16 protein-coding genes and 1 tRNA gene are annotated in these 20,131 nt (G+C 66.2%); 10 read left to right on the top strand and 7 right to left on the bottom strand.

The features are described from left to right. The first annotated feature begins 274 nt into the window (after positions 1 to 274). The 6 genes from HLH36_RS06050 (at position 275) to HLH36_RS06025 (ending at position 6,588) form a co-directional block, all read left to right on the top strand. On the top strand, positions 275 to 1,321 hold the full coding sequence (locus HLH36_RS06050; RefSeq protein ID WP_182948744.1) for a rod shape-determining protein: 1,047 nt from the start codon (positions 275 to 277) through the stop codon (positions 1,319 to 1,321). 94 nt (positions 1,322 to 1,415) lie between these two features. Further along, on the top strand, positions 1,416 to 2,321 hold the full coding sequence (gene mreC / locus HLH36_RS06045; protein WP_182985547.1) for a rod shape-determining protein MreC: 906 nt from the start codon (positions 1,416 to 1,418) through the stop codon (positions 2,319 to 2,321). Positions 2,322 to 2,333: 12 nt separating this feature from the next. Next, positions 2,334 to 2,897, top strand: a complete 564-nt coding sequence (locus HLH36_RS06040) for a hypothetical protein (RefSeq protein ID WP_182965164.1) — start codon at positions 2,334 to 2,336, stop codon at positions 2,895 to 2,897. A 37-nt stretch (positions 2,898 to 2,934) separates the two neighbouring features. Beyond that, positions 2,935 to 4,848 (top strand): penicillin-binding protein 2, encoded by a 1,914-nt coding sequence (mrdA, locus tag HLH36_RS06035; protein ID WP_182985546.1) that lies wholly within the window; start codon positions 2,935 to 2,937, stop codon positions 4,846 to 4,848. Between the two features lie 133 nt (positions 4,849 to 4,981). Next, on the top strand, positions 4,982 to 6,133 hold the full coding sequence (rodA, locus tag HLH36_RS06030; protein ID WP_182985545.1) for a rod shape-determining protein RodA: 1,152 nt from the start codon (positions 4,982 to 4,984) through the stop codon (positions 6,131 to 6,133). Continuing rightward, positions 6,130 to 6,588 (top strand): DUF3293 domain-containing protein, encoded by a 459-nt coding sequence (locus HLH36_RS06025; protein WP_182985544.1) that lies wholly within the window; start codon positions 6,130 to 6,132, stop codon positions 6,586 to 6,588. The genes rodA and HLH36_RS06025 overlap by 4 nt, the downstream gene beginning before the upstream one ends. On the opposite strand, the gene glyS is transcribed toward HLH36_RS06025, so the two are convergent. Together glyS and HLH36_RS06015 are read right to left on the bottom strand one after the other, a co-directional pair. Beyond that, complete coding sequence (gene glyS, locus HLH36_RS06020; RefSeq protein ID WP_182985543.1) at positions 6,569 to 8,629, bottom strand: glycine--tRNA ligase subunit beta; 2,061 nt, start codon at positions 8,627 to 8,629, stop codon at positions 6,569 to 6,571. The genes HLH36_RS06025 and glyS overlap by 20 nt on opposite strands. A gap of 3 nt (positions 8,630 to 8,632) precedes the next feature. After that, positions 8,633 to 9,526 (bottom strand): glycine--tRNA ligase subunit alpha, encoded by an 894-nt coding sequence (locus HLH36_RS06015; protein WP_182985542.1) that lies wholly within the window; start codon positions 9,524 to 9,526, stop codon positions 8,633 to 8,635. A 183-nt stretch (positions 9,527 to 9,709) separates the two neighbouring features. On the opposite strand from HLH36_RS06015, the gene HLH36_RS06010 reads away from it, so the two are divergent. The 3 genes from HLH36_RS06010 (at position 9,710) to HLH36_RS06000 (ending at position 11,989) form a co-directional block, all read left to right on the top strand. Further along, the gene (locus tag HLH36_RS06010) at positions 9,710 to 10,450 is read left to right on the top strand and encodes a DUF2076 domain-containing protein (protein WP_182965170.1); all 741 of its coding nucleotides are present in this window, start codon (positions 9,710 to 9,712) and stop codon (positions 10,448 to 10,450) included. Between the two features lie 316 nt (positions 10,451 to 10,766). After that, entirely contained in the window at positions 10,767 to 11,126 is a 360-nt protein-coding gene (locus HLH36_RS06005) for a YidB family protein (RefSeq protein ID WP_182985541.1), read from the top strand. A 53-nt stretch (positions 11,127 to 11,179) separates the two neighbouring features. Then, positions 11,180 to 11,989, top strand: a complete 810-nt coding sequence (locus HLH36_RS06000; protein ID WP_182985540.1) for a transglutaminase domain-containing protein — start codon at positions 11,180 to 11,182, stop codon at positions 11,987 to 11,989. Positions 11,990 to 12,012: 23 nt separating this feature from the next. Here the strand turns inward: HLH36_RS06000 and HLH36_RS05995 are convergent. The 5 genes from HLH36_RS05995 to ssb form a co-directional block, all read right to left on the bottom strand. Further along, positions 12,013 to 12,088 (bottom strand) — tRNA-Lys (locus HLH36_RS05995). Between the two features lie 89 nt (positions 12,089 to 12,177). Next, entirely contained in the window at positions 12,178 to 12,663 is a 486-nt protein-coding gene (locus HLH36_RS05990) for a peptidylprolyl isomerase (protein ID WP_182965173.1), read from the bottom strand. Between the two features lie 56 nt (positions 12,664 to 12,719). Then, positions 12,720 to 13,229 (bottom strand): pantetheine-phosphate adenylyltransferase, encoded by a 510-nt coding sequence (gene coaD / locus HLH36_RS05985; RefSeq protein WP_182985539.1) that lies wholly within the window; start codon positions 13,227 to 13,229, stop codon positions 12,720 to 12,722. Further along, positions 13,222 to 16,038: a DNA gyrase subunit A gene (gene gyrA / locus HLH36_RS05980; RefSeq protein WP_182985538.1), complete on the bottom strand. Its 2,817-nt coding sequence runs from the start codon at positions 16,036 to 16,038 to the stop codon at positions 13,222 to 13,224. The genes coaD and gyrA overlap by 8 nt, the downstream gene beginning before the upstream one ends. A 170-nt stretch (positions 16,039 to 16,208) precedes the next feature. Further along, positions 16,209 to 16,781: a single-stranded DNA-binding protein gene (ssb, locus tag HLH36_RS05975; RefSeq protein ID WP_182985750.1), complete on the bottom strand. Its 573-nt coding sequence runs from the start codon at positions 16,779 to 16,781 to the stop codon at positions 16,209 to 16,211. A gap of 332 nt (positions 16,782 to 17,113) precedes the next feature. Here ssb and uvrA point away from each other — a divergent pair, with 332 nt between their 5' ends. Next, the gene (gene uvrA, locus HLH36_RS05970; RefSeq protein ID WP_182985749.1) at positions 17,114 to 19,993 is read left to right on the top strand and encodes an excinuclease ABC subunit UvrA; all 2,880 of its coding nucleotides are present in this window, start codon (positions 17,114 to 17,116) and stop codon (positions 19,991 to 19,993) included. Positions 19,994 to 20,131 lie beyond the last annotated feature (138 nt).

The following is a 20,131-nucleotide window of genomic DNA, read 5'->3' as shown; positions in this document are numbered from 1 at the left end:
GGATTTTTTTTCCGGCGGCCCATTCGCGCTGGCCGAATGGCGGCCTGAGGGCATATGGGAAGGGTCTGTGCCTTTTTCATGTCCTGAAGAGGGTGACGGCCTGAAAAGCACGAATTAATGTGGCCGGGCCTTGCCCGTGTCCTGTAGCCCCGGTAAGCCCTCGGCCTGATCCGGCAGACTGGGATGCGTCGCGACGGGCTGCCGTTCGGCAGGTCGTGCGTCCCATGCTCCGAATCGTATGTCGCGTGTCGTGCTTGTTTGTCGGGAGTTCTGGATGTTTGCTCGTCTGCTGGGTCTATTGTCGGCCGATATGGCCATCGACCTCGGCACGGCCAATACCCTTGTCTATGTCAAGGGACGCGGCGTTGTCCTGAACGAACCGTCGGTGGTTGCCATCGCCGATGTGCGCGGCAAGAAGCAGGTGCTGGCGGTCGGTGAGGAAGCCAAGCAGATGGTCGGGCGCACGCCTGGCAACATCACGGCGATCCGGCCCCTGCGCGACGGCGTGATCGCCGATTTCGAGGTGGCGGAGGAAATGATCAAGCATTTCATCCGCAAGGTGCATAACCGGCGGATGTTCGCCAGCCCGTTGATCATCGTCTGCGTCCCCTCCGGCTCCACGGCCGTCGAGCGCCGGGCGATTCAGGAGAGCGCGGAGAGCGCGGGCGCGCGCAAGGTATTCCTGATCGAGGAACCGATGGCCGCGGCGATCGGTGCCGGGCTGCCGGTGACCGAACCCTCGGGCAGCATGATCGTCGATATCGGCGGCGGCACGACCGAAGTTGCCGTGATCTCGCTGGGTGGAATTGTCTATGCCCGATCGGCCCGTGTCGGCGGCGACAAGATGGATGAGGCGATTATCTCCTACATCCGGCGCAACCATAATCTGCTGATCGGTGAAAGCTCGGCCGAGCGCATCAAGATCGAACTGGGTTCGGCCCTGCCTCCTGACGATCCAGACGATGACGGCGGCTGGCGCGAGGTCAAGGGGCGCGACCTGATCAATGGCGTTCCGCGCGAGGTTGTGGTGTCGCAGGCGCAGATCGCCGAGAGCCTGGCAGAGCCTGTCAGCCAGATTGTCGATGCGGTGACGACGGCGCTGGAAAATACACCGCCCGAACTGTCGGCGGACATCGTGGACAAAGGCATCGTCCTGACCGGTGGTGGCGCGCTGCTTTATCGTCTCGACGACGTGCTGCGCCGGGCTACCGGCCTGCCGGTCACGGTCGGCGAGGATGCGCTGTCCTGTGTGGCGCTGGGGACTGGACGCGCCCTGGAAGAGATGAAACGTTTGAAGAATGTGCTGACCAGTATGTACTGACGACGAGCGGAACGCGGGGGGCCGAGGCGATGGACGTCCGGCATAATGACGGGTGTGACTGGCGTGGGTATGCGCGATACCCGGCGAACCTGCCATGATTCCACTTTCCATCACCTTGCGTCAGGCGCTGGAGCGGCTGGTCCTTCCGATTCTGATCGTTGCCGCGCTGGGGATCATCCTGCTTGGACAGGCGGATCGCAGTCTGGCGGAACGGGTGCGAATGGGGTTGGCCGATATTCTGGCGCCCGCATACGGGCTGGTTGTCTGGCCGCAGGAACAGGCGCGCGGCCTGTTGGGCCGCATGCGCGACATGGGCCGGATCGAGGCCGAAAACCAGCGCCTGCGCGCGGAAAACGCCAATCTGCGCCATTGGTATGATGTCGCGGCCGCGCTGGCGGATGAAAACGCGGCCCTCAAGGCCAATTTGCATTGGATGCCCGATCCCTCGCCGTCTTTCGTCACGGGCCGGGTCGTTCGCGATACCAGTGGTCTATATGCCCGCAGCGTGCTCGTGGCGGCCAATGTCGATGCGGGAATCCATAAGGATGAGATCGTGCTCGACGGTTCGGGCCTGGTCGGACGCGTGACCGAGATCGGTAGCCGCTCGGTGCGTGTCCTGCTGCTCACCGATGCGTCGAGCCGCATACCGGTCAGACTGGAAGTCAGCCACGGGGCCGCTATAATGGCCGGCGATAATTCGGGTACACCTCGCCTTATCTACTATCCCCAGGACAATCCCCCGGTCGAGGGAGAGCGCGTCGTCACCAATGGCGAGATCGATACAATGCCCGCGGGCCTGCCTGTCGGGCAGATCCATTATGTTCGCCCCGGTCAGCCGGTCGTCATCCCCTTTGCGTCACTGGGGCATCTCGACATCGTACGGGTCTTCGATTACGGACGCTCCGCTGTCGTCCCCCCCGATGCACCGGGGCGGATTCCGGTGCGGCACCCGGCCGATTCCTTCCCGCTCCCATTTCCCTCCCCACTCGGCCGTGGATGAGAGTGTGCATGGATGACGCCCGACCAGGCTCCAGAGTTCCAACCGGGCATTCAGCCTCGGCCCAGCCTGTGGCGGCGGCTGGACATGCTGTCGCGGCGTGGCCTGCCCGCCGCGCTGACCGGTATGGCTGTCCTGCTGCTTTCCGCGCCGTTCGGCCTGCCCGGGCAGGCAGAGTTGCTGCCGGGCATCCTGCTGTCGTCCGTTTTCTTCTGGTCGGTGTTCCGGCCGGCGTCGATGTCGTCGCCGATCGTGTTCCTGCTTGGGATGCTGGTCGATCTGCTCGGGTTCGGGCCGCCGGGTGTGATGCTTCTGGTGGTGCTGCTCGTCCATGGGGTGGCACTTTCTGGCCGCTATGGCTTCTCGCGGGCTCACATTCTCGTTCTGTGGCTGGTGTTCGACGGCGTGTCGCTGGCCGCGACGGCCCTGCAATGGGGACTGATTTCCGCGCTGTCGCTGCACCTTGTGCCCATGATTGCCTTCGCGTTCCAGTGGGTGCTCGGGGTCGGTGTGTTTCCGCTTCTGTGCGTGGTCTTCAGCACTCTGGGGCGTTCTATCGCCAATCCGGATCGAGCCTGATGGCGGTTTTCGATTTCGTCCCGGTCTGGATGGGTTGATGGTTCGGCGTCGCAAAACCTTGCAGCGCCTGATGTCGCGGCCCGATGCCGATACGCCTTCGCGTGGGGTCTTTACCCGGCGTGCGCTGGTTGTGCTGGGAGCCCAGATGGCGGCATTCGGCCTGCTGGGGCATCGGCTGTATGGGTTGCAGGTGGTGGAGGGCGATCACTTTGCCCGCATGGCTGAGAATAATCGCGTCAGCCGCCGCCTGATCGCCCCGCCACGAGGGCGGGTGGTCGACCGGTTCGGGATCGCCGTGGCCTCGAACAAGGTGAACTGGCGTGCCCTGCTGCTGCCCGAGGAAACCAGCGACATACCGGGCACCCTGGATCGTTTTTCCGCGCTGGTGCCGATCGAGGCGCGGGATCGGGCGCGTATCGAGCGCGAGATCCGGCACAAGCGGCGTTTCATTCCCGTCATGCTGCATGATTTCCTGTCCTGGGACGACATGGCGCGGATCGAACTCAATGCGCCCTCGCTGCCCGGGGTGCTGATCGATGTCGGGACCACGCGGAATTATCCGTTCGGGCCGCTGATGGCGCATGTGGTGGGCTATGTCGCACCGCCCGGCGACAAGGATGTGGCGCAGGATCAGACGCTGGCACTGCCCGGAATGCGGGTGGGGCGCGCCGGTATCGAGCAGACCCAGGATGGGCTGCTGCGCGGCCAGGTCGGCGCGGTGGAGGTCGAGGTCAACGCGGTCGGTCGCCTGATGTCCGAATTGTCGCGCGACGAGGGACAGCCGGGCGACGAAATCACCCTGACCATCGATTCGGGCCTGCAGCAGGCGGTGCTGGGGCGGATTGCCGACCAGTCGGCCAGCGCGGTGGTGATGGATTGCCGTAATGGCGAGGTGCTGGCCATGGTCAGCAACCCGTCCTTCGACCCGTCGCTATTCGACAGCGGGGTCAGTCAGGCGCAGTGGCAGGAATGGGCCACCGATCCGCGCACGCCCCTGATCAACAAGGCGGTGGCTGGTGTCTATCCGCCGGGCTCGACCTTCAAGCCGGCGGTGGCGATGGCGGCGCTCAAGGCCGGTACCCTGTCGCCGACCGATCGGATTTTCTGTCCAGGTTATCTGGATGTGGGCGGGACGCGGTTCCACTGCTGGTCCCGCTATGGTCATGGCTCGCTGACCCTCAAGGAAGGGCTGAAATTCTCCTGCGACGTGTTCTTCTACGAGGTGGCCCGGCGAACCGGCATGGATGCCATTGCGGCCGCCTCCCACAGTTTCGGGCTGGGCACGAACCTGGATATTGAACTGCAGCATACCCGGGCGGGCCTGATTCCTACGCCGGAATGGCGGCGGGCGCATGGCCAGCACTGGAATGGCGGAGACACGATCGTCAGCGGCATCGGTCAGGGATTCGTGCAGGTGACGCCGCTGCAGCTTGCCACCTATGTCTCGCGGATCGCCAGTGGGCGGGCAGTGCAACCGCATCTGGTGCGGGCGATTTCGGGCCGGCAGACCGACGGCACCGATGGTGGCCACTGGCCGGCACTGGACATGCCGGAGCCCTTCCTGGCTCAGTTGCGGGCCGGGATGTATGCCGTGGTCAATGAGGAACATGGTACCGCGCCCAAGGCCAAGCTGGATATTCCGGGGGTGCAGATGGCCGGCAAGACCGGTTCGGCCCAGGTGCGGCATGTTTCGCGCGCGTTGCGCGAGAGCGGGCATTTCGATTCGTCCTCGCTGCCGTGGGAATACCGGCCCCATGCGCTGTTCATCTGCTTCGCGCCCTATGACGCACCGCGCTATGCAGCGGCGGTGGTGGTGGAACATGGCAATGCGGGGGCTGCGGTTGCCGCCCCGCTGGCCCGCGATATCATGACCGATACGCTGACCCGCGACCCGGCGAACCGCAAGGAGCCGCCGGGCCAGGTGGTGGCGGAGGTCGAGGACTTCGAATAGCGGTCCCTATGGGAGCGCGTTCGGATCGCACCGCGCACACATGTTCAGTCAGACTCTGGACAAGGGCGGGTGGGACGCGCATCTGTGGCCGCCGTCCGTGCGGCGTTGCGGGCGATGACGCGGGACCGAGAGCATGAATTTCCAGAAACGCCTTCTGCGCGCCGAGCCCAATTTCCGTATCCTGGCCAAGCTGTGGCAGGTCAATTGGCTGTATGTGCTGCTGATCTGCGCGCTGGCTCTGGTAGGCTATGGCGCGCTTTATTCGGCGGCTGGCGGGTCGTCCCGTCCATTCGCCGGGCCGCAGACCATTCGCTTCGCCATCGGCCTGGTGATGATGGTCTGCGTGGCGCTGATGAGTCCACGCGTGCTGACGCGCCTGGCGTGGCCGCTTTATGGCCTGTCGCTGGTGCTGCTGGTCGCCGTGCTGCGCATGGGCCATGTCGGCAAAGGAGCGGAGCGATGGCTGATCGTCGGTGGCGTGCAACTCCAGCCGTCCGAACTGGCCAAGATCGCGCTGGTGCTGGTATTGGCGACCTGGTTCCATCGTGTCAGCTATCGGCGCATGGTCAATCCGCTCTATCTGCTGCCGCCCGCCGCCATGGTGCTGCTGCCGGTCGGGCTGGTGCTGAAGGAGCCCAATCTGGGCACGGCCGTCATTATTGGCGTGGTGGGGGCCACCATCTTCTTCGGCGCGGGGATGCGGCTGTGGCAGATCGCGCTGCTGCTGTTGCCGCTGCCCTTTCTGGGCAAGTTTGCCTACAGCCATCTGCATGACTACCAGAAGGCGCGCATTACCACCTTCCTGAATCCGGAAAGCGATCCGCTTGGGGCGGGTTATAACATCATCCAGTCGAAGATCGCGCTCGGTTCGGGGGGGATGTGGGGGCAGGGCTATCTGCACGGCACCCAGGGCCAACTGAATTTCCTGCCTGAAAAGCAGACCGACTTCATCTTCACCATGATCGCCGAGGAATGGGGTTATGTCGGTGGGATTGCGGTGATCGGGCTGTTGATGCTGATGGTGATCGGCGGCATGCTGATTGCCATGCGCAGCCGCAACCAGTTCGGACGGTTGCTGGGATTGGGGATCGCGACCAATTTCTTCCTGTATTGCGCGGTCAACCTGTCGATGGTGATGGGGACGATCCCCGTGGGTGGCGTGCCGCTGCCGCTGATTTCCTATGGTGGGTCGGCCATGTTGACGGTGATGTTCGGTTTCGGCCTGCTGATGTCGGCCTGGGTGCATCGCAACGACCATTTTGGCGAGGCTGGGGACAGGTCGTGACCGGCCTGAGGCCGGTCGATGCTGTGACCGCGCTTGCATATCAGCGGAGCCTGTATCGTGCGGGCGGGATATCTGTGCGGGTCGGGCAGCGGCCGGTGCCGGATGATCCGACGCTGCCCGCCTGGTGGCGGCGCAGTGACGTGGTGTTCGTCAGCGCTGCCAATCCGGGTGGTCGCCGCCGGCCGGATGGCTGGAACCTGCGACGGATGCGGGTACTGGCCGCATGTCTGGCGGGATGTGAAAGCCATGAAGGTGAGGGACGGCTGGGGCAGTGGGCTGAGCCGCTGTTCGCCGTCCGTCTGCCGCTGGCACGCGGACGGGTGATCGCCCGGCGCTTCGGGCAGAATGCCGTTCTGCTGGTGCGGGAGGGGAGGCCGGCACGGCTGGTGTTTCTTGAAACGCCCCACCCGGCGCGGCGGCCGGGTGGGGATGGATTCAGCCTTCGATCTGGCTGAAATCCGCGATCAGCACCGTCATGCGCCGGAGTTCGGCCAGCAGGCGCAGCCGGTTCAGGCGTAGCTCGGCGCGGTCGGCGTTGACCGTGACTGCTTCGAAGAACCGGTCGAGGGCCGGCCGCAGGCGGGCGGCTTCGCGCATGGCGTCGGTATAGCGCTCATTGGCGATCGCGGCCTCGACCGCGGGGATGACCTCCAGCAGCATGTTGGCCAGGTCGCGCTCCTCGGGCTGCTCGTACAGCGTCGGGTCGGGCGTGCCGTCATGCGGGCCGTCCTTGCGGTCTTCGATCCGCAGGATGTTGGCGGCGCGCTTGGTTGCCGCCAGCAGGTTCTGCCCGTCATCGGTGGCCAGCATGGCGGCCAGCGCATCGGTACGGGCCAGCAGGCGGGTGATGTCGCTGTCCTCGTTCCCGCTGGAAACTGCGGCCAGGATATCATGGCGGGCACCTTCGGCCCGCAACTGGACCCGGAGTCGCTCGGCCACGAAACCGGGCAGAAGTGCCAGGTCCGGCGCATCGCGCAGGGGCTCGGGCAGGGGCTCGGCCGCCAGTACGAACAGCCGGACCAGATCCAGCCGCAACGCGTTTTCGCGGATGATGCGGATGATGCCCAGGGCGGCGCGGCGCAGCGCGTAGGGATCGCCCGATCCGCCGGGTTTTTCGCCAGCCGCGAAGAAAGCGGTCAGGCTGTCGAGCTTGTCGGCCAGTGCCACTGCGATCGAGACCGGGGCCGTCGGGACGCCGTCGGTCTGGCCGCGTGGCATATAGTGTTCGGCGATGGCCGTGGCGACGCTGGCGGGCTCGCCGTCATGCCGGGCGTAATATGACCCCATCACGCCCTGAAGCTCGGGGAACTCGCCCACCATGCCGGTGGTCAGGTCGGCCTTGGCCAGCAGGGCAGCGCGTTCGGCCGCGGCGGCCGGGGCGCCCACCATCGGCGCCAGGAGGCCGGCCAGGCGGACGATGCGCTGCACGCGCTCGCCCTGGCTGCCAAGGGCGGCGTGAAAGACGATGGCGTCCAGCGCCGCGACCCGGTTGGCCAGGGGGCGGGCGCGGTCCAGGTCCCAGAAATGGCGGGCGTCGGCGAAGCGGGCGCGCAGCACGCGTTCGTTTCCCGCGATGGTCAGCGCGCCCCCGTCCTCGGGTTGCAGATTGGCGACGAAGGCGAAGCGCGGCGCGGCCGAGCCGTCATCGCGGACCAGGGCGAAATAGCGCTGGTTGACGCGCATCGACACCTGCATGACCTCGGGTGGCAGGTCCATGAAGGTTTCGTCGATCCGGCCCAGGAATGGTACGGGCCACTCGGTCAGGCCCGCGACCTCGTCCACCAGGCCCGGATCGGCGACGATGCGCAGGCCTTCCTCGGCGGCCAGGCGGGCGGTGCCGTCCTCGATCAGCGCGCGGCGTTCGGCTGCGTCTACCAGGACCTGCCGGGCGCGCAGGCCCTCGCGCCAGTCGGCCGCGCCGGTCACGGCGAAGGCGCCGGGCGCGGTGAAGCGGTGGCCCTCGGTCAGCCGGTCGGCGTGCAGGCCGTGACCGTCATCCTCACCCTCGGCGAGGGTGACATCGACCACCTCGCCATCCAGCAGGCACAGGATGCGGCGCAGCGGCCGGACCCAGGTGAAGGCACTGCCGTCGCCCCAGCGCATGGATTTGGGCCAGGGGAAGCGGCGCAGCAGGGGCGGCAGGATCTCGGCGATGCGGGTCGCCGCCTCGACCGGCGGGACGGTGCGGTTCAGTACCCAGAAGCCGTTCTCCAGCACCAGATCATCCTGGATGACGCCATGCTTGCGGGTGAAGCCGGCCAGCGCCTTTTCGGGCGCGCCTTCGCGCGGGCCGCGTTCGGCGATGGTGGTGCCGGGTACGGTGCCGTCCAGCATCAGGGTCAAGGCGATGCGGCGGGGGCCGGCGAAGGCGGTGGCGTCGCGCGGGTTCAGCGGCGCCAGGGCCTCGGTGACCAGGCGCAGCAGGTCGTCCGCCCCGCGGGCCTGCATGCGGGCGGGAATTTCCTCGGAGAACAGTTCGAGCAGAAGTTCGGGCATGACTTATTCCTCGCCGGCCAGCCATGCATCGCAGCAGCGTCGGGCCAGGGCCCGCACGCGGCCGATATAGGATGCGCGTTCGCTGACGCTGATCACGCCGCGCGCATCCAGCAGATTGAACAGGTGGCTGGCCTTCAGGCACTGATCGTAGGCGGGCTGGGCGATACCGGCTTCTGCCAGGGCATTGGCCTCGCGCTCGGCATCGATGAAATGGCGATGCAGCATTTCGGTGTCGGCCAGTTCGAAATTATGGCGCGAATAATCCCGTTCGGCGCGCAGGAACACGTCGCCATAGGTCAGGTCCTGGCCGTTGAAGTCGAGATCGTAGACATTTTCGACCCCCTGGACGTACATCGCCAGCCGCTCCAGCCCGTAGGTCAGTTCGGTGGAGGGAAGCACGGTGGGAATGCCGCCGACCTGCTGGAAATAGGTGAACTGCGTCACCTCCATGCCGTCGCACCAGACTTCCCAGCCCAGCCCCCAGGCGCCGATCGTAGGGTTTTCCCAATCGTCCTCGACGAAGCGGATATCATGTTCCAGCGGGTCGATGCCGATGGCGCGGTAGCTGTCCAGCAGCAGTTTCTGGCTTTCCTCGGGCGTCGGCTTCAGCAGGACCTGGTACTGGTAGTAATGTTGCAGCCGGTTCGGATTTTCCCCGTAACGCCCATCGGAGGGCCGGCGGCAGGGCTGGACATAGGCTGCTTTCCACGGCCGCTTGCCCAGCGCGCGCAGGGTGGTGTGCGGCGAGAGCGTGCCGGCCCCGACTTCGGTATCGTACGGTTGCAGGATGGCGCAGCCCTGTGCGGACCAGAACCGATGCAGTGTCAGGATCAGGTCCTGGAAGGACAGGGGACGCGCGGCAGGGGCACGGGGGCGAGGCGCGGAGGCCGGGACCATGGACAGGGATGCTCCGGGTAAGCGATGGAAAACGCATGCCATCCGGCACGCACAGGGGGCGCACCATACAGGTATGACGCGCGGATCGAAAGGCGGCGCGTGGCGTGACGGACCGGGGTTGCGAAATCCATGCATGCGGGCCACATCTAGGCTTGGCACTCTTGTCGGAGACAGGACGGAAAGATGAATACCGAAGAACGCGACCTGATCACGAAGTTCGTCGCCCGTGTGGGGGGCGCACCGCAGGGGGGCTTCGGCAGCGTACCTGCGACGACGCCCAACCTGCCGCCGATCGACCCGGAGGCCGACCAGTATATCGGCCAGATGTTCCAGCAATATCCCGAGGCCCGCTATCGCGTGACCCAGATGGCGGTGGTGCAGGAAGCGGCGCTGGTGGCGGCGCAGAATCGTATCCAGCAATTGCAGTGGCAGCTTCAGCAGGCGCAGCAGGCCCTGGAGGCGCAGCAGCAGCGTCCCGCGGGTGGCGGCGGGGGCCTGTTTGGCGGGCTGTTCGGTGGTGGACAGCGGGCGCAGGCGGCGCCTCCGCCGGGTTGGGGGCAGCAGGCGGCTCCGCCGCCGCCCCAGCCGCAGCAGGGCTATCCGATGGGCATGCAGCCGGGAATGTTTCCGGCGCGTGGCAGCGGTTTCCTGGGATCGGCCCTGACGACGGCGGCCGGCGTCGCGGGTGGCATGATGGTGGGCAACGCCTTGACCGACCTGTTCAGCGGCCATCACGATGGCGGGGGCTTCGGTGGGGGCGGAATGGGTGGCGAGACGGTCATCAACAATAATTACGGGGCTGCGCCGGGGGGGGATCCCTTTGGCGGTGCCGGGACCGATGTCGATCCGGGCTTCGATGCCGGTGGTGGCGGCGATGGCGGTTTCGGCGGCGACTGGGGTGGCGGCGGCGACGACAATTTCTGAGGCGAGCCAACGTCGGCGATGATGGAAAGGCGGCCCGAAACGGCCGCCTTTTTCATGTCCGCGACTGGATTGTCGCCCTTGTCTCACTTTGCCGTGAGATGGATTGATATCAAACATGAATGAGTGTTATTCAGAACTCGGCCACTAAGGCCATTTCCTCTGTGTCGTCTCATCCGCGGGAAACCGGGGCCGAAAGGCTCCGGTTTTTCCGTTTGAGGATCGGGTTCCGGCCTCAATCATTCGGGAGGGCGAAACGGTACGGTTTTTGAAGCGTTGCGAATGTCAGGCCACAACGTTTCGAAAATGGAGAGGCCCTATGTCCATTACCGACTCCGCCACGACGCTTGGCGATTTCCTGACCGGTGCCCGTTACGATCATTCGGGGCTGGTCAGTGCGATTCATGAATATCTGGATGGCGTTAAGCGCGAATACGGGCCGAACGGCTTTGCCGAGCGCGCGGCTGCCGCGGGCTATGGCGATATCGTCGCGCGCTGGAAGGCCGATGACACGGCCGGCCCGATGACCGAGGACATGCTGCGCACCCTGGTCGCGCAACGCGATCTGGAGTATTTCGCGGACCAGACGGGCCTGTCGGTACCGGCTGTCGTCACGATCCTGGCGCGCCAGCTGCCGATCGTGATCTACAAGCGGGCGCATGCGGTCGAGCCGCACTGACTCGACAGTGTGAACCGGTATGGGGCGGGGGGCGGCGAGGAAGGAAAAACGGCGTGCTGATTCGTGCCGGTTATGACATCGCCCTGACGGTCCAGGCCCCGACCTCCATGGTGCTGATGCTTGAGGTCCATCCGGATCGCGAGCCGGACCTGATGACACCCCAGACCCCGGTCTTCGATCCACCCGTGCCGACGCAGCGCTATCTGGATGGATTCGGCAATCGCTGCACCCGTCTGGTGGCGCCCGTCGGCACCTTGCGGACCCGCCTGTCCTTCGTCATTGCCGATAGCGGCCTGCCCGATCGGTGGATGCCCGGGGCGCGGGAGGTGCCGGTGGCGGACCTGCCGGCGGATTGCCTGGTGTTCCTGATGGGCAGCCGGTATTGCGAGACCGATCTTCTGTCCTCCATCGCCTGGTCGATGTTCAGCCACCTGACGCCGGGGTGGGGGCGGGTGCAGGCGATCGTCTCGTTCGTGCACCAGCATATCCGCTTCGATTACCAGCAGGCGCGCCCGACCCGCACGGCCTATGAGGCTTATCAGGAGGGGGTGGGCGTGTGCCGCGACTATGCCCATCTGGCAGTGACGCTCTGCCGCTGCATGAATATCCCCGCGCGCTACTGCACCGGCTATCTGGGCGATATCGGAATTCCGCCGGTCGATTATCCGATGGATTTCTCGGCATGGTTCGAAGTCTGGCTGGAAGGTCAGTGGTTCACCTTCGACGCGCGGCACAATATGCCCCGGATCGGCCGGATTGTGATGGCCAGGGGGCGTGACGCGACGGATGTCGCGCTGACGACGACCTTCGGTCCGGCGGGATTGTCCAACTTTTTCGTGACGACTTATGAGGAAATCGGCTGAGAAGCCGAGCTGGCTCCTGAAGTTGGTGAGCCGGGTGGGACTCGAACCCACGACCATTCGATTAAAAGTCGAATGCTCTACCGACTGAGCTACCGGCTCACCGGGACCGCGTAGCGGTGCGGCCCCGGGTACCGGCTTCAGCCGGTCAAGTCAACCGTCAAAGCCGGTGACGTGGCGCGGTTTGTCGATCAGGCCGCGACGGGGCGCATGGAAATGATGCGGTCCGGGTCCTGCACCACGCCGCTCTGGCCGGCGCCGCGCTTGATCTGGTCGATATGTTCCATGCCTTCGACCACCTGGCCGACGATGGTGTACTGGCCGTCCAGATGCGGCGAGGGCTCGAACATGATGAAGAACTGGCTGTTCGCGCTGTCGGGATTCATGGTGCGGGCCATGCCGACGGTTCCGCGCTCGAACTTCGCGGCGCGCGTGAATTCGGCCTTCAGGTCGGGCAGGTGACTGCCGCTGGTGCCGGTGCCCGTCGGGTCGCCGCCCTGCGCCATGAAGCCGTGGATGACGCGGTGGAAGGGCGTGTTGTCGTAGAATCCTTCGGCGGCCAGCGTGCGAATCCGCTCGGCAGCCAGCGGCGCCAGGTCGGGGCGGAGCTGGATGATCACATGGCCGGTCTTCAGCTCCACGTCGATCAGGTCGGCCTTCGGTGCGGTGTCAGACATCGTTCGTATTCCAGTTTGCTTGCGTGTCGCGCGGCATGGATGCCGTGCGACCGGCGTTATCCCCCCAGCCGCGCCATGATGCGCTGGCGGGTGAAGGGGGGAACGAAGCTGGTGATGTCGCCGCCCAGGCGGGCGACCTCCTTCACCAGCCGCGAAGAGATATATTGGCTGCGTTCGGTGGCCATCAGGAACACCGTCTCGATATCCGGGGCCAGGTGATGGTTCATGCCGAACATCTGGACCTCGTAATCGAAATCGGTGACCACGCGCAGCCCCCGCACGATCACGGTGGCGCCATGGCGGCGCGCCTCCTCGACCAGCAGGTTGCTGAAGCCGATGACCTGGATCAGGGCTCCGGTTCGTTCGGCGATGGATCGGGTTTCCTCGACGGCGCAGGTGATGCGTTCGTCCAGCGGCATCAATGGCTGCTTGCCCGAATTTTCCGCGACCCCGATGATCAGCCGGTCCACCAGCCGCGCCGCACGTTCGACGATATCCAGATGACCGGTGGTCACCGGGTCGAACGTGCCGGGGTAGAATCCCGTGCGCGGCCCGCTATCAGGCATCGGGGGCCTCCTGCGGGGCGGCGTCTTCGTCCGTGGCGTCGCCTCCGTCATTGCCCTCGTCGTCATCGTCTTCCATGACGGGGAAGACGCTGATGACGTGTTCGGTCGCGTCCAGACGGAACAGCGTAACGCCGCTGGCCTGCCGCGACATGACGCGGATCTGGTCGACCGGCACGCGGATCAGGCGGCCGGCATCGGTGACCAGCATCACGTCGGTTCCGCCGATGACCGGCAGGGTGGCCACGACCTCGTTCCCGCGCTTGCCGGATGTGAAGTTCATGTTGGAGATGCCCTGGCCGCCACGGCCGGTCACGCGATAATCGTAAGCCGACGAGCGGCGTCCGAAGCCCGCGTTGCTGACGATCAGCAGGATTTCCTCGGCCAGTTCCAGTTCGGCGAACCGTTCCGGGTCGATCACCGAGTCGGCGGGCAGCGCCTCTTCATCGGAGATGTCGGCGGAGGCTTCCGCCGCGACATCCTCGGCCTCGTCGCCGCCCTGGCTGGCTGCGAGTTCGGCCCGGCGGCGGGCATTGGCCATGCGCAGATACGATGCGCGTTCCTCGACCGTCGCCTCGACATGGTTCAGGACGCACAGGCTGTTGACCTCGTCCCCTTCGCCCAGGCGGATGCCGCGCACGCCCGAACTGTCGCGCCCGGCAAAGACGCGCAGCGTGTCATCGGTGATCTGGAAGCGGATGCAGCGGGCATTGCGCGTGGCCAGGAACACATCCTGCCCTTCGCGGCAGGTCGCGACGCCGATCAGCCGGTCGCCTTCGTCCAGCTTCATCGCGATCAGGCCGGAGGCGCGGATATTGCGGAAATCGCTCAGCCGGTTGCGGCGCACGGTGCCGGATGCGGTGGCGAAGACCAGGTGCAAATTCTCCCACAGCGTCTCGTCCTGCGGCAGGGGCAGGACGGCGGTGATCGAATCGCCGCCCAGGTCGGGCAGCAGGTTGACCAGCGCCCGTCCCTTGGCGGTCGGGCTGGCCTCGGGCAGGCGCCAGACCTTCTCGCGATAGGCCTTGCCGCCCGACGAGAAGAACAGCACCCATTGATGGGTGTGGGCGTTGAACGAGCGCACCACGATGTCGTCGCCGCGTCGGCCGGCGGCGGTGCGGCCGCGCCCGCCGCGATTCTGCGCGCGGAAGATTTCCAGCGGGGTGCGCTTGATGAAGCCCTCGCGCGTGATGGTCACCACCATCTGGCCGGGTTCGATCAGGCTTTCGTCCGTCTGGTCGCCGGCATAATCGGCGATCTCGGTCAGGCGCGGGCTGGCCAGTTCGGCGCGGATCGCCACCAGCTCGTCGCGCATCACCTCCATGCGGCGGGGGCGGCTGGCGATGATCTCCAGAAGCTCGTTGATCTTCTCGGCGACCTCGGACAGTTCCTGCTGGATCTTCTCGCGCTCCAGCCCGGTCAGGCGTTGCAGGCGCAGTTCCAGGATGCCGCGGGCCTGGGCCTCGGTCAGGCGGACCTTGCCGTCGATGACGACATTGCCCTCGTCCAGGATCAGCGCCAGAAGCGGTTCGACATCGGCGGCGTCCCACGCCGTGGTCATCAGCGCTTCGCGGGCGCTGGCGGCGTCGGGAGCGGCGCGGATCAGCGCTATCACGGCGTCGATATTCGCCACCGCGATCACCAGACCCACCAGCAGGTGGCCACGGTCGCGCGCCTTCATCAGGTCGTAGCGCGCGCGGCGCAGGATCACGTCCTCGCGGAAGGTGATGAAGGCGTCCAGCACGTCCTTCAGCCCCATCAGGCGGGGCTGGCCGTTATCCAGCGCCAGCATGTTGACCCCGAACGAGGTCTGGAGCTGGGTGAAGCGGTAGAGCTGGTTCAGCACCACTTCCGGCGTGGCGTCGCGCTTGACCTCGATGACGATGCGCATGCCCGACCGGTCGCTTTCGTCGCGGATGTCGGAAATGCCTTCGATCTGCTTGGCGCGCACCAGGTCGGCGATGCGCTCCTGCAGGGTCGATTTGTTCACCTGGTACGGGATTTCGGTGATGATGATCGCGTGGCGGTCGCGATGCAGGTCCTCGATCTCGGCGCGGGCGCGGATGATGACGGAGCCGCGCCCGGTCTCGAACGCGCTGCGGATGCCCGCGCGGCCCAGGATGATGCCGCCGGTCGGGAAATCCGGCCCCGGCACGATCTTCATCAGGTCTTCGAGCGTCAGGTCCGGCTGGGCGATCAGGGCCAGGGTGGCGTCGATGATCTCGCCCGGATTGTGGGTCGGGATATTGGTCGCCATGCCGACCGCGATGCCCGAGGCGCCGTTGATCAGCAGGTTGGGGAAGGCGGCGGGCAGGATCTTGGGTTCCTGCTCGCTTTCATCGTAGTTCGGCTGGAAATCGACGGTGTCGCGGTCGATATCGTCCAGCAGGAAGGACGAGGCCTTGGCCAGGCGTGCTTCGGTATAACGCATCGCCGCCGGGGAATCGCCGTCGACCGAGCCGAAATTGCCCTGGCCGTCGATCAGCTTCACGCGCATCGACCAGGATTGCGCCATGCGGACCATGGCGTCGTAGATCGAGGAATCGCCGTGGGGATGGTATTTACCCATCACGTCACCGACCGCGCGGGCCGATTTGCGATAGGGCTTGTCGTGCGTGAACCCGCTTTCGCGCATCGAATAGAGGATGCGCCGATGCACCGGCTTCAGCCCGTCCCGCACGTCCGGCAGGGCGCGGCTGACGATGACCGACATCGCATAGGCGAGGTAGGAGGAGCGCATTTCCTCCTCGACGGTTACCGGAACGATGTCGGAGGGAGCCGGCGGCTGCGGCGAGTCGGGAATCTCGGTCAAGGCATATCCGTCATGTCAGTGCCATCTCTCTCGCGCCGGGCGCGCCGAATGGCGGGAACTGGTCCGGGTCCGGCGCCGGTGGAGGCATCCACCCTAGCATAGACTGCCGGCCGGGGAAAAACCGCGCCCCGGCCCGGGCCGACAGGGGCCGGGGCCGGGAAGGGGCCGCCTTAGAACGGAATTTCGTCGTCCAGGTCGCTGCCGCCGCCATGGGGGGCATCCCAGCCGCCGCCGCCGGCCGGTGCGGCAGGGGTGCCATGGCCGCCGCCTGCGCCGCCGCGCGCGCCGCCGATCTGGCGGGGAGCGGAGGGGGCTCCGTATCCGCCGCCGCCGCCACCGTAACCACCGCCGCCATAGCCGCTGCCGGCATCATCGCCGGATTCGCCGCCGCGGTTGCTGTCCAGCAGGACCAGGTCGCCACGGAAACGGTCCACCACCACTTCGGTCGTGTAGCGTTCCTGCCCGGACTGGTCGGTCCATTTGCGGGTCTGGAGCGAGCCTTCCAGGTAGACCTTGCGGCCCTTGCGCAGGAAACGCTCGGCCACGTCGGCAATACGCTCGTTGAAGATGACGACGCGATGCCATTCGGTCTTCTCGCGCCGCTCGCCCGACATCTTGTCGTTCCAGGTGTCGCTGGTGGCCAGTGTCAGCGACACGATCTTGGCGCCGTTCTGGCTGTTCCTGACTTCGGGGTCCTTCCCCAGATTGCCCACGAGGATGACCTTGTTGACGCTACCCGCCATAGTGCTGCCCTGCCGCTGTCCGGTCCGGGGCCGCGCATTCGGGCGCCGCCCCATCAAAAAACCGTCCACCCTGACCGGTGCGGTGGGGGACGGGACTCAGGCGCGATCCTAACCCAGATGGGCGCCCGATGATACCGGCATGTACCGCGCCCTTTCCGCATGGGTATGGCGAGGCTGCTTTTTCAAATGGACGGATCTTGGCGGCGGCGATGGAACGCGGCAGAACAGAGTATGAACGAATCAGCCCGGCGCGCGCCGGAGCAGAACGGAGAGCGGACATCATGGCGAATCGATCCGGCCCGGTCGCGGCCGAGCCGACAGAATCGATCGGGATGCGGGATGCGCCGGTCATCCGGGTGCGCGGCGCGCGGGCGCATAACCTGAAGAATGTCGATGTCGAGATTCCGCGCGACGCGCTGACGGTGGTGACCGGCCTGTCGGGCTCGGGCAAATCGTCGCTGGCGTTCGATACCATCTATGCCGAGGGCCAGCGGCGCTATGTCGAGAGCCTGTCGGCCTATGCGCGGCAGTTCCTGGAGCTGATGGGCAAGCCGGACGTGGACGCGATCGAGGGCCTGTCGCCCGCGATTTCCATCGAGCAGAAGACGACCTCGAAAAATCCGCGCTCGACCGTCGGCACGATTACCGAGATCCATGATTACATGCGCCTGCTGTGGGCGCGGGCGGGGGTGCCCTATTCGCCGGCGACCGGCCTGCCGATCGAGGCGCAGACCGTCAGCCAGATGGTCGATCGGGTGATGGCGATGCCCGAGGGGACCCGGCTGATGCTGCTGGCGCCCGTGGTGCGGGACCGCAAGGGCGAATGCCGCAAGGAACTGGCGGAATTGCAGCGCAAGGGCTTTGCGCGGGTGAAGGTGGACGGCGAACTGTACGAGATCGCCGATGTGCCGGACCTGAACCGCAAGCTGCGCCATACGGTCGAGGCGGTGGTGGACCGCGTGGTGGTGCGGCCGGGCGTGGAATCGCGGCTGGCCGACAGTTTCGAGACCGCGCTGGGCCTGTCCGACGGGCTGGTTTATGCCGAGGAGGTGGTGCGAGACGGGGCGGAGGCGCCGCCGCATGTGGTATTTTCCTCGCGCTTTGCCTGTCCGGTCAGCGGCTTCACGCTGGAGGAGATCGAGCCCCGGCTGTTCTCGTTCAATGCGCCGCAGGGAGCGTGCCCGGCCTGTGACGGGATCGGGACCGAGACCTTCTTCGACCCGCATCTGATCGTGCCGGATGAGTCGCTGTCGCTGGCGGCGGGGGCCATTGCGCCGTGGCGCAATACGCAGAGCCCCTATTACCAGCAGACTCTGGAAAGCCTGGCTGCCCATTACGGTGTGGCGATGGACACGCCGTGGCGAGACCTGCCGGCAGGGGTGCGCGCGGTGATCATGGAAGGGGGCGCGGATGAGGTGACTTTCCAGTACCGCGACGGCCGCAAGAGCTACAGCCTGACCAAGCGGTTCGAGGGGGTGGAGGCCAATCTGCGCCGCCGCATGGCCGAGACCGACAGCGTGTGGGTGCGCGAGGAACTGTCACGCTACCAGTCCGACAAGCCGTGCCATGTCTGCCATGGCGCGCGGCTGCGGCCGGAGGCGCTGTCGGTGCGGGTGGCGGACCGCACCATCGCCCAGGCCTCGGACCTGCCGATCCGCCGGGCGCTGGAATGGTTCGGCACCGTGGAGGCGACGCTGACGCCGCAGCGCGCCGAAATCGCACGCCGCATCCTGCGCGAGATCCTGGACCGGCTGCGCTTCCTGGACGATGTGGGCCTGGATTACCTGACGCTGTCGCGCGGGTCGGCCACGCTTTCGGGGGGGGAAAGCCAGCGGATCCGGCTGGCCAGCCAGATCGGGTCGGGCCTGACGGGCGTGCTGTATGTATTGGACGAGCCTTCGATCGGGCTGCACCAGCGCGACAATGAGCGGCTGCTGGGCACGTTGCAGCGGCTGAAGCGGCTGGGGAACACGCTGATCGTCGTGGAGCATGACGAGGATGCGATCCGTTCCGCCGACTGGCTGATCGACATGGGGCCGGGGGCGGGGGTCAATGGCGGCCATGTGGTGGCCAGCGGCACGCCGGCGCAGGTGGCGGCCGATCCGGCGAGCCTGACGGGGGATTATCTGTCGGGCCGCAAACAGATCGCGGTGCCGGAGAAGCGCCGCCCGGTGGACCCCAAGCGCATGCTGGTGCTGGAAGGGGCCAGCGGCAATAATCTGCACGATGTGACCGCGCGCTTTCCGCTGGGGACCTTTACCTGCGTGACCGGCGTGTCGGGCGGGGGCAAGTCGACGCTGGTGATCGACACGCTGTACAAGGCGCTGTCGCGGCAATTGATGGGGTCGGGGCAGAATCCGGCGCCCTATCGCCGGATCGCCGGGCTGGAGCTGCTGGACAAGATCATCGACATCGACCAGTCGCCGATCGGCCGCACGCCGCGTTCGAACCCCGCGACCTATACCGACCTGTTCGCGCCGATCCGCGACTGGTTCGCCGAACTGCCGGAGAGCAAGGCGCGGGGCTACAAGCCCGGCCGGTTCTCGTTCAACGTCAAGGGCGGGCGGTGCGAGGCCTGCCAGGGCGACGGCGTGCTGAAGATCGAGATGCACTTCCTGCCCGACATGTTCGTGACCTGCGATACCTGCAAGGGCGCGCGCTACAATCGTGAGACGCTGGACGTGAAATTCCGCGGCAAGTCGATTGCCGACGTGCTGGCGATGACGGTGGACGAGGCGCTGCCGTATTTCTCCGCCGTGCCGCGCATCCGCGACCGGCTGGCCATCCTGCAGCAGGTCGGGCTGGGTTATGTCGCCCTGGGCCAGCAGGCGACCACGCTTTCGGGCGGCGAGGCGCAGCGCGTGAAACTGTCCAAGGAACTGGCGCGCCGGGCCACCGGCCGCACGCTGTATATTCTGGACGAGCCGACGACCGGGCTGCATTCCGAGGATGTACGCAAGCTGCTGGACGTGCTGCACGCCCTGGTGGACCAGGGGAATACGGTGCTGGTGATCGAGCATAATCTGGACGTCATCAAGACGGCGGACTGGGTGCTGGATATGGGGCCGGAAGGGGGCGATGGCGGTGGCCGGATCGTCGCCGAGGGCACGCCCGAGGAGATTGCGGCCTGTGCCGAAAGCCATACCGGCCGCTTCCTGGCCCCGCTTCTGCCGGCGCCGTCGAAGGGGCGAAAACGGCGCGCGAAGGGCTGAGTTTTCCCCGCTTTGGGAAACTTATGTGAAAGAGGTGAAAAAAAACGTGTCCGGGGGGTAAAAACGCTTGCGTTGACAGGGGGAAGGTCTTATCAGCGGCCCCTCTTGGCCCAAGGGGGCGATCCCGCCCAACAGGCT

The sequence above is a fragment of the Gluconacetobacter aggeris genome (genome assembly GCF_014174395.1).
Lineage (GTDB): Bacteria > Pseudomonadota > Alphaproteobacteria > Acetobacterales > Acetobacteraceae > Gluconacetobacter > Gluconacetobacter aggeris.
The sequence above is the reverse complement of the archived record's forward strand: the minus strand, read 5'-3'. Positions and strand labels throughout refer to the sequence as shown.